The following is a 16,218-nucleotide window of genomic DNA, read 5'->3' as shown; positions in this document are numbered from 1 at the left end:
CCGATAACCCTTAAATACGAGTGGAATCCATGACACGTACTTACGAGAGCCTGCGCAGCGCGCGCTGGATGGCCAAGGACGACCTGCGCTCCTTCGGCCACCGTTCCCGCATGATGCAGATGGGCTACGGGCCGCAGGATTGGGAAGGCCGGCCCATCATCGCCATCATCAACACGTGGTCCGACCTGCAGCCCTGCCACATGCATTTCCGCGAGCGCGTGGCCGACGTCAAGCGCGGCGTGCTGCAGGCCGGCGGCTTCCCGGTCGAGCTGCCGGCGCTGTCCGTGTCGGAGTCCTTCGTCAAGCCGACCACCATGCTTTACCGCAACATGCTGGCCATGGAGGCGGAAGAGCTGCTGCGCAGCCACCCGGTCGACGGGGCGGTGCTGATGGGCGGTTGCGACAAGACCACGCCGGGCCTGGTCATGGGCGCGATCAGCGCGGGCCTGCCCTGTGTGTACCTTCCGGCCGGCCCCATGCTGCGCGGCAACTGGAAGGGCAAGGTGCTGGGTTCCGGTTCGGATGCCTGGAAGCTGTGGGACGAACGCCGTGCCGGCAACATCAGCAAGGTCGAATGGACCGAGGTGGAAGGCGGCATCGCCCGCAGCTACGGCACCTGCATGACCATGGGCACTGCCAGCACGATGACCGCCATCGCCGAAGCCATAGGCATGACGCTGCCCGGTGCTTCGTCGATACCGGCCGCCGACGTCAGCCACATGCGCATGGCGGCCGAGTGCGGGCGCCGCGCGGTGGAAATGGTGTGGGAGGACCTGACGCCGCAAAAAGTCCTGTCGGTGGCGTCCTTCAAGAACGCCATCAACGTCGCGATGGCCATGGGATGCTCGACCAACGCCATCATCCACCTGGTCGGAATGTCGCGACGCGCCGGCTGTGCGGTGGGACTGGACGATTTCGACGCGGCCAGCCGCAAGGTGCCGGTCATCGCCAATATCCGGCCCAGCGGCGACACCTATCTGATGGAAGATTTCTACTACGCCGGCGGCCTGCCGGCGTTGATGAACCGGATGAAACAGCATCTGGACCTGTCGGCCATGACGGTCAACGGCAAGACGCTGGGCGCCAACATCGAAGGCGCCGAAGTCTACAACGACGACGTGATCCGGCCGCTGGACAATGCCATCTACGACGAAGGCGCGTTGGCGGTGCTGCGCGGGAACATCGCGCCGGACGGCTGCGTCATCAAGCCCAGCGCCTGCGCGCCGCGCTACCTGCAACACACCGGGCCGGCGCTGGTCTTCGACGATTACCCCAGCATGAAAGCCGCGGTGGAAGACGAAAACCTGGACGTCACGGCCGACCATATCCTGATCCTGCGCAACGCCGGGCCGCAAGGCGGCCCCGGCATGCCGGAGTGGGGCATGCTGCCCATCCCCACCAAGCTGGTCAAGCAGGGCGTGCGCGACATGCTGCGCCTGTCGGACGCCCGCATGAGCGGCACCAGCTACGGCGCCTGCATCCTGCACGCCGCGCCCGAGGCCTATATCGGCGGCCCGCTGGCACTGGTGCGCACCGGCGACATGATCACCGTCGACGTGCCGGCGCGCAGCATCCACCTGAACATCAGCGACGAGGAAATGGCCGCGCGCCGCGCGGCCTGGAAGCAGCCGCCGCGCCGCTACGAACGCGGCTACGGCTGGATGTATTCCAAGCACATCCTGCAGGCCAACGACGGCTGCGATTTCGATTTCCTGGAAACGGAGTTCGGCGCGCCGGTCTCCGAGCCCGATATCTACTGAGGAGTACCTCGTGCCGCAACTCAACCCCGATACCAAGGCCAGGCTGGAGCAGGTCAGCACGGCCACGCTGTGCACGGCGCTGTTCAAGCGCGGCCTGCGCAACCAGTTCATCCAGAACGTGCACCCCTTGAACGGCGACCTGCCGAACATGGTGGGCTTCGCCTTCACGCTGCGCTATATCCCGGCGCGCGAAGACCTGAACCACATCAAGGTGTTCGAGGATCGTACCCATCCGCAGCGTGTCGCCGTCGAGACCTGCCCGGAAGGCGCGGTGATGGTCATCGACAGCCGCGGCGATGCGCGCGCCGCCTCCGCCGGGTCCATCCTGGTGACGCGCCTGATGAAGCGCGGCGCGGCCGGGGTCGTGACCGATGGCGGCTTCCGCGATTCGCCCGAGATCGCCAAGATGGGCTTTCCGGCCTATCACCAGCGGCCTTCGGCGCCGACCAACCTGACGCTGCACCAGGCACTGGATATCGACGTGCCGATCGGCTGTGGCGATGTGGCGGTGTTTCCTGGCGACGTGGTGGTTGGCGACGGCGAGGGCGTGGTGATCATCCCCGCCGACATCGCCGATGAAATCGCCGCGGAAGCGACGGAAATGACCGCGTTCGAGGACTTCGTCACCGAGCGCGTTCGCGAAGGCGCCTCTACGCTGGGGCTGTATCCGCCGACCGATCCCGCTTCCCGCGAGGCCTTCGCCGAATGGCGCAAGGCGCGGGGCCGCTGACGGGCCCGTCCGCGTAACAACAACAGAAAACGATACACAGGAGACAACCATGATTTCGCAAGGACGCAAGGCGCTGGCCGCCTTGTTGGGCGCCGGCTTGCTGGCAACCTTGAACGTGACCGCGCAGGCGGCTGACTGGCCGCAGCAGAAGCCGATTTCTTACGTGGTGCCGTTCACGCCGGGCGGTTCGACGGATGTGGTCGGACGCGTGATCGCGCAGAAGCTGTCTGAACGGCTGCATCAGTCGGTGGTGGTGGAGAACAAGCCGGGCGCCGCCGGGGCCATCGGCGCGGCCTACGTGGCGAAAGCGCCGCCGGATGGCTATACGCTGTTTGGCGGCACGATCAGCACGCATGCCATCAATCCCAGCCTGTACAAGAACCTGAGCTACGACCCGGTGAAGGACTTCGAACCGGTGTCGCTGGTGGCGACGCTGCCCAATGTGCTGCTGGTCGATCCGCACCTGAAGCTGAAGTCGGTGGCCGACCTGATCGCCTTGTTGAAGAAGGATCCGACCAAACGCACGTTCGCCTCGTCCGGCGCCGGCACGTCCACGCACCTGACGGGCGAGCTGTTCGCGCAGACGATAGGCGTGCCGCTGACGCACATCCCCTACAAGGGCACGCCGCCCGCGATGGTGGACGTGTCGTCTGGCAACGTCACCTTCATGTTCGACCAGATGACGGCCGCCTTGCCGCTGCTGCAGCAGGGCAAGCTGCAACTGCTGGCGGTCACCACCGCCAAGCGCATCGCGCTGGCGCCGGACGTGCCCACGCTGCAGGAGGCCGGCGTACCGGGGTTCGACGTGTCGTCCTGGCAGGCGGTCTACGCGCCCAAGGGCACGCCCAAGGCCATCGTCGACCGCCTGTCCAAGGAGATCGCCGCCATCCTGAAGGAACCGGACGTGCAGGAAAAGCTCGGCAAGACCATGGGGATGGATCTGGTCGGCGGCTCGCCCGAGCAACTGCGCGACCTGATGGCCACCGAAATCCCGCGCTGGGCCGAGGTCGTGAAGAAGTCGGGCGCGAAGGTGGAGTAGGCGGGCCGGATTTCCCGCCTGCCCACACCCCTGATCCCTACTTGACGAGAAAGCCCGCGCCGACAGGATCGTCGCGGTCCACCGTCCAGCGGGCCGTGCCCAGGATGCTGGCCGTGCCCTTGACGGTGGGACGCACGGCGCGGGTGCCGTTCAGGTCCACCGTGCCGAGCAGGCAGCCTTCGAAGGTGCCGCTACCCAGCAGGCCTTCGGACAGGATGGGCTGGTTCAGGCCCATCTTTCCGCGCGCTTCGAACATCGCCATCATGGCGCTGGTGCCAGTGCCGCCGGGGGAGCGGTCCAGCTGTCCCTGGCTGAACACGTGCACGTTCTTGTAGAAGGCCCCCGGTATGGTGGCCGGATGCCAGAACGTGATGTAGTTCAGGTTGTTGATGTGAGGCTGCGTCGGATGCTGGATGCGATGCTTCGCATTCAGCTGGTCGCGCACCGCGAGTCCCAGGCGCGACAGTTCGCTGCCGTTTTCCGGCGAGATCCGCAGCTTGCTTTCGGTCAGGTCGACGATCCCGAAGTAATTGCCGCCCCACACGATGTCGGCCTTCAACTCGCCATATCCCGGCACCGTCACGGGCAGGTCCTGCGCGGCGACATAGGCGGGCACGTTCTCGAAGCGCGTCCACAGCACTTCGTCGCCTTCGGACTTCACTTCCGCCACCACCAGGCCGGCCGTGGTCTCGAAGCGGATGCGCGTCATGCCATCGTCGCCGCGCTTGACCAGGCCCAGGGCCACCATCGCCATGGCGACGGCGATCGTGCCGTGGCCGCACATGTGCGAGTACTCGGTGCCGTCGATATAGATCAGGCCGGCATCGAAATCGGGCGACGACGGCGGCGTCAGGAACACGCCGAACATATCGCGATGGCCGCGCGGCTCGCGCATCAGGGCCTTGCGCAGCCAGTCGTAGTTGGCTTCCAGGAAGGCGCGCTTTTCCAGGATGCTGGATCCGGCGGGATAGGGAATGCCGCTATGGATAATGCAAAGCGGTTCACCTTCGGTATGGGTATAGATGACATCGAACACGTCTTGCTTGCGCATGACTGATACTCCCGGCTTCAAGGAAAGGGATGGGTAAGTGAAAAGGCGTAGCGTCGCGGGCCCGGCGGCCCGCGGGTATCAGCGGGGTTCGGACAGCATGTCCAGCCCCACGGTCAGGTCCAGGATCACGATGGCCAGGAAGGCCGCGACGATGGTCGCGCCGGATACGGCGGCGATGGTCGGATCGATGGTGTATTGCACGTAATTGAACAGCTTGACGGGTATCGTGTTCAGGTCCGCCGTCGTATTGAAGATCGACAGCTCCACGTTGATGAACGACGAAATGAAGGCGAAGATCGCGCCCGTCACCAGTCCGGGCCGTATCTGCGGGAGCAGCACCAGGAAGAAGGTCTGCAGCGGGCCGGCGCCCAGGTCCGCCGAGGCTTCCTCGAGCGCGCGCTGTTCGGGCGTCAGCATCGCCAGCACGCTGCGCATCACGAAAGGCAGCACGATGACGGTATGGCCGACCAGCAGGGCGGTGAAGCTGCGCGTCAGGCCGATGGACGAGCCGAACTGCAGCAGCGCCGCGCCCAGCACCACGTGCGGCAGCACCAGCGGGGACATCAGCAGCGCGGATATCGCGCCCTTGCCGGGAAAATCGTAGCGCGCGACGGCCAGGGCCGACGGTATCGCCAGCGCGATCGCCACGGCGGTGGCGGCGCAGGCCAGCATCGCGCTGGTGAAGAACGCCGACAGATAGCTGGGGTCGCCCAGGAACTGGCGGTACCACTGCAATGTCCAGCCTTGCGGCGGAAAGGCCAGGTACGACGTGGCCGTGAAGGAAGCGCCCAGGATCACCGCCAGCGGCAGCACCATGTAGGCCAGCAGGATCCAGGACAACAGGCGTATTCCGATCCGCGCGATCATCGCGTACTCCTTGCGGGCTGGCCGACGCGGCCGGCCAGGGCCACCAGCGCCAGCGAAAGCACCAGCAGCACCACGCTCAGGGCGCCGCCCTGGTGGACGTTGAAGACGCTGCTGTACTGCTGGAATATCAGTACCGACAGCACGGTGACGCGTCCGCCCGACAACAGCGCCGGCGTCACGTAGGCGCTGACCGCCAGGGTGAAGGCCATGATCGCGCCGGCGGCCACGCCGGGCAGGGTGAGCGGCAGCGTCACGTGCAGGAAGGTCTGCCAGGGTGTGGCGCCCAGGTCGGAAGAAGCCTGCTCCAGGCCCGGATCGACGCGTGCCAGCGTATTGCCCACGGCCAGCACGACGAAGGGCAGCAGGATGTAGACCATGCCGATCAGGATGCCCAGTTCGGTGCCCAGGAAGCGCATGGGCCGTTCGATCAGCCCCAGCCCTTGCAGGGTATCGTTGACGATACCGTTGCGGCCCAGCATGACCATCCAGCCGAAGGAACGCACGATGTTGCTGGTGAACAGCGGCACCACGAGTATGATCACGCAGATGCGACGCCAGTGGCGCCAGCGCACCAGCCGCACCAGGTACCACGCCAGCGGATAGCCCAGCAGCAGGCACACCAGCGTGCTGCCCACGCCGATGCGGAACGTGGTGGCGATGACGTCCCAGTGGTACGCATCGGCCAGCACGTTGACGTAATAGGCCAGCGTGAAGCCGCCGCGCGCGGGATCGAAGACGCTGGCCAGCGCGACGACGCACAGCGGCGCGACGAAGAAGGCCGCGAACAGCGCCAGCGGGACGCAGAGCAGGGCGGCGGGCGTGCGCAGCGAGCCGGTCATGGCTGCTCCGCGATCAGGTGGACGCGCGCGGGATCGAAGCTCCACGTGCGGACGCCGCCAGCCGTCAGGCCCGGGCAGTCGCCCGGCAGGCGGGCCTGCAGCATCTGGCCGCCGGCGTCACCCAGGACGGAGGTGTGGCTGCCCACGCGGATGACGTCGGTGACGGCGGCCTTGAACCGTACGTGGCCGGCGGGCGCGTCGACGCCGTCGGCGACGTGCAGGTCCTCCGGCCGCAGGACGGCGGTGCCGCGCGCCGGCGCGCCGGGCGCGACGGGCGCCAGCAGGCCAGCCAACGATTCCAGCGCAATGCCGTCGGCGACGCGGGTGCAGGGCAACAGATTGGCGTCGCCGATGAATTCCGCGACGAAGCGGGTCGCCGGCGCCCGATAGATCTCCGGTCCGGTGCCGACCTGTTCGATGCGGCCGGCATTCATGACGACGATACGGTCGGCCATGGTCATGGCCTCTTCCTGGTCGTGCGTCACGAACACGAAGGAAATCCCCAACTGCTCCTGCAAATGCTTCAATTCCAGCTGCATGCGCCGCCGCAGCTTCAGGTCCAGCGCCGACAGCGGCTCGTCCAGCAACAGCAGCCTGGGCGCGTTGACGATGGCGCGCGCCAGCGCCACGCGCTGCTGCTGTCCGCCGGACATTTCGCGGGGATAGCGGGCGTCCATGCCCGCCAGGCCGACCATCTCCAGGGCCTGGCGCGCGCGCTGCGCGGCTTCGGCCCGGCTCGTGCCGCGCCGCCGCGGGCCGTACGACACGTTGTCCAGCACGGTCATGTGCGGGAACAGCGCGTAGTTCTGGAACACGGTATTCAGAGGCCGCCGATGCGCGGGAAGGCGGCTGACGTCCTGGCCTTCGATCAGGATGCTGCCCGCGTCCGGTGCCAGGAATCCCGCGATCGTACGCAGCAGCGTCGTCTTGCCGCAGCCGCTGGGACCGAGCAGGGCGATGAACTCGCCCTGCCGCACCTGGAGATCGATATCGTCCAGGGCGGCATGGCCGCCGAAACGCTTGCGTACGCCACGGATGTCCAGCAGGACCGGCATCTTGGTTTCCCCGTTCTTTTGCAAAACATCTGCTCCGGATCAGCGCTTGCGGGCGACCTGGCGGTTCCAGGCGTCGGTGATTTCGGCGCGGCGCGCGTTGACCTCGTTCCAGTCCAGCAGCTGCAGGTCCTTCACCGATCCTTTTTCGCCCCAGGGCAGCTTGCGCGCGGCGTCGGGCGGCAACTGCACGCCCTGCACCGACGGGCCCAGGTAGAGACGCGTCGCCAGGCATTGCGATGCCTCGGCGGTCAGGGCCGTATCGATGAATTTCTGCGCCGCGGCCTTGTGGGGCGTGCCCTTGACCAGATGCAGCCGCGCGTCGGTGGCCCATACGCCTTCCTGCGGCACGGCGAAGCCGATCGGCAGTTTCTTGTCGATCAGGTCCCAGGCGCCGACGTTGAAGTGCGCGCCGATGACGGCTTCGCCCGACTGGAAGGCGTTGGTGGCCGCGCCCGAGCTGTCGAACAGCAGGGCGGTATCCAGCGCCGCCAGGCGCTTGTAGACCGGCTCCAGGTTGGACGGATCGACGCCCCACACCTTGGCCATGAACAGGATGAAGGGCACGCCGGACGAGTTGGACGGCGACGGGATCGCGATGGCGCCGGCATATTCCGGCTTCCACAGGTCCTTCCAGGTCTTGGGCGGCGTGCCGATTTCCTTGGTGTTGTAGGTCAGGCCCAGCGAGTAGTAGCCCGTGCCCACCGCATAGGTGGCGCCCTGGCCGCCGTAGATGGCCTGTGGCAGCAGGTGTTTCATGTTGGGAATGGCGGCCGGGTCCAGCGTGTCCAGCACGCCGGCGGCCTGCGCCAGTTCGCTGATGCCGCCGTCCATCCAGGCCACGTCGATGGTGGGCGCGTTCTTCTGCTGCTGCAGCTTGGACAGCGTCGTGGTGGAGGTGCCGATCTCGGGCGTGACCGCGACGCCGGTCGCCTTGGTGTACGGATCGGCGACGCAGGCCTTGAAGGCGTCGCCCCAGTTGCCGCCGTACCAGGCCACGGTGATGCGTTCGGCGGCCGCGGCGGGCTGCGTCATGAAGGCGGCGGCGATGGCGCCGGCGAGCAGGGCGTTGCGGATCTGTCGTGCCATGGCGATTTCCCTTGGAGTGGTGCCCGGGCGGGCCGGAGCTTTTGTGTGTCGGTGTCCGGAATAGTGCGCCCCTAGGGGCAAACCGGGATTGAAATGTCTGGTCAGAAACTTGAATAATTGCGTCATCATGCCAGCTCCAACCTGCGATTCCTCCGTGGACGCCGTGCCGCCTGCGGGTAAACCAGAACTCTCCGTGGGCCTGGTCCTGCTCGACCAGTTCACGCTGGCGGCGTTTTCCGGCTTCGTCGACGCATTGAGGCTGGCGGGCGACCACGGCGGCAAGAGCCGGCGCATCCACACCACCTGGCGCGTGATGAGCTGGGACGGCCTGCCGCGCTCGGCCAGCGCCGGCTTGTCGCTGGCGGTGGACGGCGGCCTGGTCGACGACCTGTCGGGCCTGGACTACGTGGCGATCTGCGGCGGCAACGATTATCCGAACGTGAACCTGCCGCCGGTGCTGCAGCAGTGGATCCGCCGCGTGGCGGACAGCCCGGTGCGCATGCTGGGGATCTGCACGGGTACGTTCGCGCTGGCGCAGGCCGGGGTGCTGGGCGCGCGCAGCGTGTGCGTGCACTGGAACGTGCTGGACGCCTTCCGTGCGCGCTTTCCCGGCGTGCGCGCCGCGGTGGACCGGTTGTTCATCGACGAAGGCGACCTGATCACCTGCGCCGGCTCGACGGCCGCCATCGACCTGGCGCTTTACCTGGTGGAGCGCCACTGCGGACGCGACAAGGCGCAGCAGGCCGTGCGGCACATGATGCTGCAAGGCATGCGGCCGTCACGCGTGCCGCAGGCGCATTTCTATTCCGACGTATCGGACATCGGCGACCTGCGGGTGCGGCAGGCGGCGCATTTCATCGAGCAGCGCATCGACGACCCGCCATCGCTGGATGCGATCGCGCGTTATGTGGGCGTCGGGCGGCGACAGCTCGAACGGGCCTTCCAGCAGGCGCTGGGCCTCAGCCCCATGGTGTTCCAGCGCAACCTGCGGCTGCAGTACAGCCGTTGGCTACTGGAAAACAGCCGGCTGCCAGTCACGCAGGTGGCGCTGGATTGCGGCTTCGCCGACGGCGCGCACTTCTCGCGCGAGTTCCGCGGGCGCTTCGGCATGACGCCGCGCGAGTATAAGCAGCAGGCATCGCGCGCGTGAGCGGCGAGCCGCCTGGCGCGCCACCGTTCGGCCTCAGGACGGCACGATGCCCGCGGCCTCCACGTAACCTTTCCAGCGCGCCTTGTCCGCCTTGACGAAGGCGTCTATTTCCTTGGGCGTTGCGGGTGGGTAGGTCAGGAAGCCCTGTTCCCGATAGGTCTTCTGGACGATGGGCTTGTCTATGGTCTTCTGGAATTCCTGGTTCAGGAAGTCGACGACGTCCGTCGGCGTCTTGCGCGGCGCGAATACGGCGTGCCAGGTGACGATTTCGTAGTCGCTCTTGACCACGCTGGCGATGGTGGGCAGGTTGGGGGCCCAGGGCAGCGGTTCGTTGCTGGACACGGCCAGCGCCACCAGCTTGCCGGACTTGACCAGCGGATCCACCACGGACCAGGCGTCGATGTGGAACGTGTTCCGACCCGCCGCCAGGTCCGACATGGCCGTCATGTCCTTGTAGGGCACGTGCAGGACGCCGGTGGCGCCTATCTTCCGCGTGAAGATGGTGCCCGCGATATGGCTGGACGTGCCGATACCGTAGGAGCTGAAGCTGCAGTCCTTCTGGTGCTTGCGCAGGTAGTCGACGAACTCGTGGGCGTCCTTGATGCCCAGGCCCGCATTGGCCACCAGCACCAGCGGCAGCTTGGCCGTACGCGAGACCGCGGCGAAATCGTTGTCCGGGTCGAAGGGCAGTGTCTTGTAGACGTAGGGGTTGATGCAGAAAGGCGTTGCCGTTGAATACAGCAGCGTCGCGCCGTCGGGCCGGGAGACCGCGACCTGCCGGGTGCCGATATTGCCGGCGGCGCCGGGCTTGTCCTCGACGATGAACTTGCCGCCCAGGCGCTCGCTCACGTCATTCACCAGCAGCCGGGCGATCACGTCCGTGCTGCCGCCGGCCCCGTAGGGCACGATGACGGTGACCGGGCCGCCGGGATAGCCGCCGGGCTGCGCCAGGGCGTAGCGGGGCAGGGCAGCTGCCCCGCACAGGCCGGTCAGGACTTTCAAGGCATTGCGACGCTGCATATTCATGGATTTACTCCAATAGTTGTGGTCGCGTCCGATCCCTTATTCACGGTTCCCGGCGGGCAGCCGGGTTTCCGCATCGGACGGTGCAAGGCAAGTGTCAGCGCGCCTTCCAGTGTTCGTAGGCGTCGCGTGCCTGGTACCAGCTGCCGATGGCGAACAGGAACCAGGTATTGCCGAAATAGAACGGGTGCCCGGGAATTTCCCCCATATCGAAAGCATTGATCGGTTCGCCGGATGCTTCGGCGATCTTGCGGCCCACACTGTGGCCCAGGTAGCTCATCATAGCGACACCGCTGCCGTTGCAGCCCAGCGCATAGTGCAGACCGTCCGCGCCGCCGATATGCGGCATCGAATCCAGCGTCATGGCCACGTTGCCGCCCCAGCTGTGGGTGATGCGCGTGCCCGCCAGTTGCGGAAACCGTTTCAGCATCGCGCGGTGAAGCAGGCGCGCGGTCGTTTCCTCGCCGGTCGGGGTGAAGCGGGCACGGCCGCCGAACAGCAGGCGCCGGCCGTCCGGCGACAGGCGATAGTGGTTGACCACCCGGCGAGATTCGGAAACGGCGCGGTTGGTGGGCAGGATATCGGCCGCCAGATCGGGCGGCAGCTCCTCGGTGGCGATCATGTAGGTGGCTATGGGCACGACCTTGCGGCGCAGGTCGCCCACTTCCTGACCGGTGTAGCCGTTGGTCGCGATCACCACCTGTTGCGCGCGCACGGTGCCGCGCGCCGTGCGCGCGTCGTAGCCGTCGCCGGTACGGGCAATGGCCGTTACCGGCGTATTGCCATGGATGCGCGCGCCCGCCTGCCGCGCCGCCGCCAGCATGCCGCCATAAAGCTGCGCGGGATGCAGATGGCCGGCATGTTCGATCAGCGCCGCGCCATGGTAGACGTTGGAGCCGATCTCGGCGTGCAGCTGTTCGCGCGGGATCATGCGGGCATGCGAGTCGGTGCAGGCATTGAGCTGGTCGATGCGCGCCTGCCAGGCCTCGTAGTGCTGCGGCAGCCACATCGTGGTCAGCCGGCCGGTCTTCTGCCACCCGCATTGGATGCCATGCCGTTCGATCAGCGATTCGACATAGCGCATCGACGCGGCGGCGTCGCGCAGGCGGGTCGCCAGCCGCGCTTCGCGCTGTTCCGGGCTTTCGCCGACGGCGGCGAGTGCCTTCTTCTGTACATTGACGCCCCCCGACATCTGCCCGCCGGAGCGTGTGCTGGCGCCCTGGCCCGGCCGGCCGGCTTCCAGCACGACGGCGTCGATACCCGCCTCGCGCAAGGTCAGCGCGCAGCAGATGCCGGTATAGCCGCCGCCGACGATGACGACGTCGGCGCGCGCGGGCAGGGCGTCGTCGCCGGGATCCGGCGGTTCATAGGCTTCCCACCAGTAAGGGCGGCGTTGGAAATCGGGCGCGAAAATATCCGTGGAGCTGGGCATGGCGGTCCGCGTATCCCGTCGTCAGGCCGCCGCCTTGGCGGGGATGGTTTCCAGCGCGGGCAGCTCGGCGTAACGTTCGCTGAGTTGCCGATATATCCGTTCGATATCAGCGGCCCCGCCGTCCCTGGGCGGCTCGGTACCGGCCAGCGCGGCGAACATCTGGTGCTTGACGAAATGCCGCCAGCTGATCGGCAGCGCGGCCATGATGCGCGTCATGGCGTCGTAGCGGGCGCCGGTCCAGATGCTTTCGAAGCGGAAACGGCCCGGACCATAGTTGAAATGATCGGCCGTCGCGGTGCTGTCCCCGCCGCGCGCGGCCGCGCGCAGTTCGCGCGTGGCGGCTTCGTCGACGGTCAGGTCGTCGCGGATCGCGACGCCATAGGCCTCGCGGGCGCGCCGCGGCGACACGAAGCCGGAACGCACGTCTTCCAGCACCTTTTCGACGGGACGCTCGAGAGGATCGCCGTAGCCGCCGCCGGCCGGGCCTTCCAGGCGGATGACGTCGCCCGGGGCGCAGTTGACGAGGTCGCTGTTGCGCAGCTCCTCGGCCGCCGGCGTATCGGGATTCTTGATGAAGCGCGAATTGGCGCCGGCCTTGCCGCCGACCACGCCCCAGGCGGCAAGCTCGGAACGGTTGCGGTTGCGCGCCGTGACCACGCCGTTGGGTGCCAGCACCTTGAATTCCATGGTCGCGGCGTTGCCGCCGCGCAGCCGGCCGGCGCCGCCCGTGTCCGGTACCAGGCCGTAGCGGATGATCTCGATGGGGACTTCGGCTTCGTTGATTTCCACCGGCGTGTTTTTCAGGAAGGCGTTGTTGGCGCCGCAGCCTTCGACGCCATCGTATTCCGGGCCGCCGCCGGCGCCGCCACCGCAGGGGCCGATGGAGGACAGCACCTGACGGCCGCCACGCGTGGTGGTCTTCACGTTCAGCAGCGTGGAGCCGCCGGCGGGGCAGGCGGGCAGACGTTCCGGCAACGCGCGGTTGAAGACGCCGAAGGTGCAGGCCTGGATCACCGCCGCCGTCAGGCTGCGCATGCCGACGGCCGCGGGGGCCACCGGATTGACGATGGAGCCTTCCGGCAGCACGGCGCGCATGGGCCGCACCGAGCCGGCGTTCAGCACATTGCGCGGCGCCAGGGTGTGCATCACATAGATCAGCCCGACGGTGATGACGGAATGATGGCCGTCGCCGCCGGTCGGCACGTTCAGCGACGACGCCACCTGCGGATCGCTGCCCGTGAAGTCCAGTTCCAGTTCGTCGCCGCGCACGCGCAGCGTGATGTGGATGCGGCAGGGATAGCCGTTCACCGAGTCCTCGTCGGCGAACTCGGAAAACTCGTAGTCGCCGTCAGGGATGTCGCGGATCAGCGCGCGCGTCTGCTGCTCGGCGTAGTCCAGGATGGCTTCGGCGCCCTGCATGAATTCCTCGACGCCGAAGCGGTCGATGATTTCGTGCACCTTGCGTTCGCCCACGGTCAGCGCGGCGATCTGCGCGTTCAGGTCGCCGTGGTTCTGGTCCGGCATGCGCACGTTGACCTGCATGATGCGCAGCAGTTTTTCGTCGAGGACGCCGTCGCGCATCAGCAGCATGGGCGGAATGCGCAGGCCTTCCTGGTGCACTTCGGTCAGCGTGCGGGACAGGGACGCGGGCACCGCGCCGCCCATGTCGGTATTGTGGATGTGGCTGCCGACGAAGCACACCAGCCGGCCATCGCGGAACACCGGCTTCCATACGTGCATGTCGGGCGTATGGGTGGCGACGTAGCCGCTGTAGGGGTCGTTGGTCAGGTAGATGTCGCCTTCGCGGTAATCGTCGAACATCTGGATCACGCGGCCGTAGTCCAGGCCGGTGTACCAGGTGGCGCCGAAGGTCTTGGGCGAGGCGAAGGTCTTGCCGGCCGGCGTCATCAACTGCGCCGAGAAATCCTCGGTTTCCTTGACGAAGGTGGAGTACGCCGTGCGCATCAGGGTATAGCCCATGGCCTCGGCGGCGGCGGTGCAGTGGTTGGCCAGGACCTGCAGGCGGAAGTTATCCACGGTCATGATGCGTCTCCTTCGAAAGCGATGCGCAGATTGGCATATTCATCGACATGGCATACGTGGCCGGCGGGGATGACGGTGGTGCAATCGTCCTGCGTGACGATGGCAGGTCCGTCGAACCGGTGCCCGGCGGCGAGCGCGCCGCGGCTGTACAGGTCCACGTCCTGGAAACCGCCGTCCAGCCAGACGCGCACTTTGCGTTCGGCCTTGGGCGTGCCGGGCCGCAGCTCGTGGCGGGGGAAGCGCGGCTTGTCGCTGTTGCCCGAGATCACCACGCGCAGGCTGACGACCTGCACCGGGGCCTGTTCGTCGGCGTGGCCGTACAACTGCCGGTGCGCGTCGTGGAAGGCCCGCGCGACCGCCTGGATGTCGGCGCTTTCGATGTGCGCGGGATCCAGGACGGTATCGATTTCGTAGGATTGCCCGCGATAGCGCATTTCGGCGGAGTACACGTATTCCGCGCCGTCGACGTGGCCTTGCTCGTGACGCAGCCATTGCTGGGCGCGCTCGCGCAGCGTGGCGAATTCCTGCCGCACGCTTTGCAGGTTGTCCGGCGTCAGGTCGGCGTAGACGGTTTTCAGGAAGTCGCTCTTCAAGTCGGCGATCAGGCCGCCCAGCGCGCTGAGCGTGCCGGGCGAGGGCGGGACGACGATTTCCTTGACCTTGATTTCCCGCGCCAGGAAGCATCCCAGCATGGGGCCGGCGCCGCCGAAGGCCAGCACGGCATATTCGCGCGGGTCTATGCCATAGCGCGACACCAGGCCGCTGACCTCCGTATACATGCCCGACACGGCGATCTGGATGATGGCCTCGGCGGTTTCCTCGATGCCGCGGCCCAGTTGGCCGGCCAGTTCGCCGACGGCCTTGCGCGCGGCTTCGACGTCGACTTCGACGGCCTTGTAGCCCAGGTCGGAATGGCCGACGAAGCCGCAGCAGACGAAGGCGTCCGTGATCGTGGCGCGCGTGCCGCCGCGGCGATAGCAGGCGGGGCCAGGCCGCGATCCGGCGCTTTCCGGACCCACCTTCAACACGCCCAGCGGATCGACCCAGGCGATGGAGCCGCCGCCTTCGCCGACGGAGGACACGGAAACCGAAGGGATATAGATCTGGAAGTCGCCGATCAGCTCGCCGACGCCGTACTGCGGCTTGCCGTCGATGATGACGGCGATGTCCGCGCTGGTGCCGCCGATGTCCAGGCTCAGGCAGCGCGGGATGCCGGCGGTGGCGGCGACATGGCTGGCGCCGATGACGCCAGCGGCGGTGCCGGACAGGATCATCTGCACGCAGTCGCGCTTGCCCTGTTCGGCGGTCATCACGCCGCCGTTGGACTTGGTCAGGCGCGGTTCCGGCTGCACCCCGGCGTTCTTCAGCGCGGCTTGCAGCGAGCCCAGGTAGTGCGCGACGCGCGGCTGGACGTAGCCGCCGATGACCGCCGTGATGGTGCGTTCGTATTCGCGGATGATGGGCCAGGTTTCGCTGGAGCAGGATACCGGCAGCTCCGGCGCGATGGCCGCGACGATGTCCCGCACGCGCTGTTCGTGCGCGGGGTTGCGGTAGGCGTGCAGGAGCGATATGACGATGCCTTCGGCACCGGCGTCCCGCGCCGCCTGCACCGCGCGCTCGACGCTGGCTTCGTCCAGCGGCTTGCGCACGGAGCCGTCCGGCGCCATGCGCTCGGCAATGCCGAACACCATGCTGCGCTTGACCAGGGGTTCCGGCCGCCGCGACAGCAGGTGGTACATGTCCGGCGTCTTCAGCCGAGCCAGTTCCAGCACGTCGCAGAAGTTCTCGGTGGCGAACAGCGCCAGTTTCAGTCCCTTGCGCTGGATGACGGTGTTGATGCCGACCGTGGTCCCGTGGGTGAAGTAGCTGATCTGCGCCGGCTGGATGCCGTAGCGCTCGCCCAGCATGCGCACCCCGGCGATGACTTCCTCGCCCGGCTGGTCCGGGCGGGAGAAGACCTTGAGACTTTTGATATCGCCGGTGTCTTCGTCGAATACGGCGAAATCGGTGAAAGAGCCGCCGATGTCGACGCCTACTCTGTAGCCCATGCTGCCCCCGATCTGTTGCGGAACACCGTTGCCTGCTTGCGGAGAGGTGCAAGCAGGGCTACAATGTTCACTAGATGAACAACCATTTCATGCAG

Annotated in this window: 13 protein-coding genes; 4 read left to right on the top strand and 9 right to left on the bottom strand. The window is 67.0% G+C overall.

Annotated features, from left to right (window positions below):
- Positions 1-29: 29 nt before the first annotated feature.
- Genes araD through CAL12_RS15155 form a run of 3 tightly spaced genes read left to right on the top strand, consistent with a single transcriptional unit; the run spans position 30 to position 3,529 of the window.
- Entirely contained in the window at positions 30-1,760 is a 1,731-nt protein-coding gene (gene araD, locus CAL12_RS15165; protein WP_086065311.1) for an L-arabinonate dehydratase, read from the top strand.
- A gap of 10 nt (positions 1,761-1,770) precedes the next feature.
- Positions 1,771-2,490, top strand: a complete 720-nt coding sequence (locus CAL12_RS15160; RefSeq protein ID WP_086065309.1) for a ribonuclease activity regulator RraA — start codon at positions 1,771-1,773, stop codon at positions 2,488-2,490.
- 49 nt (positions 2,491-2,539) lie between these two features.
- Positions 2,540-3,529 carry a Bug family tripartite tricarboxylate transporter substrate binding protein gene (locus CAL12_RS15155; RefSeq protein WP_086065307.1) on the top strand — a complete coding sequence of 330 codons (990 nt, stop codon included), beginning with the start codon at positions 2,540-2,542 and terminating at the stop codon, positions 3,527-3,529.
- Positions 3,530-3,566: 37 nt separating this feature from the next.
- On the opposite strand, the gene CAL12_RS15150 is transcribed toward CAL12_RS15155, so the two are convergent.
- The 5 genes from CAL12_RS15150 to CAL12_RS15130 form a co-directional block, all read right to left on the bottom strand.
- Positions 3,567-4,580, bottom strand: coding sequence for a proline racemase family protein (locus CAL12_RS15150; protein ID WP_086065305.1), 1,014 nt, complete (start codon positions 4,578-4,580; stop codon positions 3,567-3,569).
- A 78-nt stretch (positions 4,581-4,658) separates the two neighbouring features.
- A complete protein-coding gene (locus CAL12_RS15145; protein ID WP_086065303.1) occupies positions 4,659-5,447 on the bottom strand; it encodes an ABC transporter permease in 789 nt (262 codons plus the stop codon).
- Positions 5,444-6,286, bottom strand: a complete 843-nt coding sequence (locus CAL12_RS15140; RefSeq protein ID WP_086065302.1) for an ABC transporter permease — start codon at positions 6,284-6,286, stop codon at positions 5,444-5,446. The genes CAL12_RS15145 and CAL12_RS15140 overlap by 4 nt, the downstream gene beginning before the upstream one ends.
- A complete protein-coding gene (locus CAL12_RS15135) occupies positions 6,283-7,341 on the bottom strand; it encodes an ABC transporter ATP-binding protein (RefSeq protein WP_086067903.1) in 1,059 nt (352 codons plus the stop codon). The genes CAL12_RS15140 and CAL12_RS15135 overlap by 4 nt, the downstream gene beginning before the upstream one ends.
- A gap of 39 nt (positions 7,342-7,380) precedes the next feature.
- Positions 7,381-8,427 (bottom strand): ABC transporter substrate-binding protein, encoded by a 1,047-nt coding sequence (locus CAL12_RS15130; RefSeq protein WP_086065301.1) that lies wholly within the window; start codon positions 8,425-8,427, stop codon positions 7,381-7,383.
- A gap of 127 nt (positions 8,428-8,554) precedes the next feature.
- On the opposite strand from CAL12_RS15130, the gene CAL12_RS15125 reads away from it, so the two are divergent.
- A complete protein-coding gene (locus CAL12_RS15125; protein WP_086065300.1) occupies positions 8,555-9,577 on the top strand; it encodes a GlxA family transcriptional regulator in 1,023 nt (340 codons plus the stop codon).
- A 33-nt stretch (positions 9,578-9,610) separates the two neighbouring features.
- On the opposite strand, the gene CAL12_RS15120 is transcribed toward CAL12_RS15125, so the two are convergent.
- From CAL12_RS15120 to CAL12_RS15105, 4 genes are all read right to left on the bottom strand, one after another.
- The gene (locus tag CAL12_RS15120) at positions 9,611-10,603 is read right to left on the bottom strand and encodes a Bug family tripartite tricarboxylate transporter substrate binding protein (RefSeq protein ID WP_086065298.1); all 993 of its coding nucleotides are present in this window, start codon (positions 10,601-10,603) and stop codon (positions 9,611-9,613) included.
- Between the two features lie 94 nt (positions 10,604-10,697).
- Positions 10,698-12,032: an NAD(P)/FAD-dependent oxidoreductase gene (locus CAL12_RS15115; RefSeq protein WP_086065296.1), complete on the bottom strand. Its 1,335-nt coding sequence runs from the start codon at positions 12,030-12,032 to the stop codon at positions 10,698-10,700.
- A gap of 21 nt (positions 12,033-12,053) precedes the next feature.
- On the bottom strand, positions 12,054-14,075 hold the full coding sequence (locus CAL12_RS15110; RefSeq protein WP_086065294.1) for a hydantoinase B/oxoprolinase family protein: 2,022 nt from the start codon (positions 14,073-14,075) through the stop codon (positions 12,054-12,056).
- Positions 14,072-16,123, bottom strand: a complete 2,052-nt coding sequence (locus CAL12_RS15105; protein ID WP_086065292.1) for a hydantoinase/oxoprolinase family protein — start codon at positions 16,121-16,123, stop codon at positions 14,072-14,074. The genes CAL12_RS15110 and CAL12_RS15105 overlap by 4 nt, the downstream gene beginning before the upstream one ends.
- Between the last annotated feature and the right edge of the window lie 95 nt (positions 16,124-16,218).

Source organism: Bordetella genomosp. 8 (assembly GCF_002119685.1).
Classification (GTDB): Bacteria; Pseudomonadota; Gammaproteobacteria; order Burkholderiales; family Burkholderiaceae_B; genus Bordetella_C.
This window is presented reverse-complemented; position numbering and strand designations above follow the sequence as displayed.

What these genes read in the sequence shown, in the direction of transcription:
- araD (WP_086065311.1), top strand. Translation starts at nt 30, where the DNA reads ATGACACGTACTTACGAGAGCCTGCGCAGCGCGCGCTGGATGGCCAAG.
- CAL12_RS15155 (WP_086065307.1), top strand. Translation starts at nt 2,540, where the DNA reads ATGATTTCGCAAGGACGCAAGGCGCTGGCCGCCTTGTTGGGCGCCGGC.
- CAL12_RS15150 (WP_086065305.1), bottom strand. Translation starts at nt 4,580, where the DNA reads ATGCGCAAGCAAGACGTGTTCGATGTCATCTATACCCATACCGAAGGT.
- CAL12_RS15145 (WP_086065303.1), bottom strand. Translation starts at nt 5,447, where the DNA reads ATGATCGCGCGGATCGGAATACGCCTGTTGTCCTGGATCCTGCTGGCC.
- CAL12_RS15140 (WP_086065302.1), bottom strand. Translation starts at nt 6,286, where the DNA reads ATGACCGGCTCGCTGCGCACGCCCGCCGCCCTGCTCTGCGTCCCGCTG.
- CAL12_RS15135 (WP_086067903.1), bottom strand. Translation starts at nt 7,341, where the DNA reads ATGCCGGTCCTGCTGGACATCCGTGGCGTACGCAAGCGTTTCGGCGGC.
- CAL12_RS15130 (WP_086065301.1), bottom strand. Translation starts at nt 8,427, where the DNA reads ATGGCACGACAGATCCGCAACGCCCTGCTCGCCGGCGCCATCGCCGCC.
- CAL12_RS15125 (WP_086065300.1), top strand. Translation starts at nt 8,555, where the DNA reads ATGCCAGCTCCAACCTGCGATTCCTCCGTGGACGCCGTGCCGCCTGCG.
- CAL12_RS15120 (WP_086065298.1), bottom strand. Translation starts at nt 10,603, where the DNA reads ATGAATATGCAGCGTCGCAATGCCTTGAAAGTCCTGACCGGCCTGTGC.
- CAL12_RS15115 (WP_086065296.1), bottom strand. Translation starts at nt 12,032, where the DNA reads ATGCCCAGCTCCACGGATATTTTCGCGCCCGATTTCCAACGCCGCCCT.
- CAL12_RS15110 (WP_086065294.1), bottom strand. Translation starts at nt 14,075, where the DNA reads ATGACCGTGGATAACTTCCGCCTGCAGGTCCTGGCCAACCACTGCACC.
- CAL12_RS15105 (WP_086065292.1), bottom strand. Translation starts at nt 16,123, where the DNA reads ATGGGCTACAGAGTAGGCGTCGACATCGGCGGCTCTTTCACCGATTTC.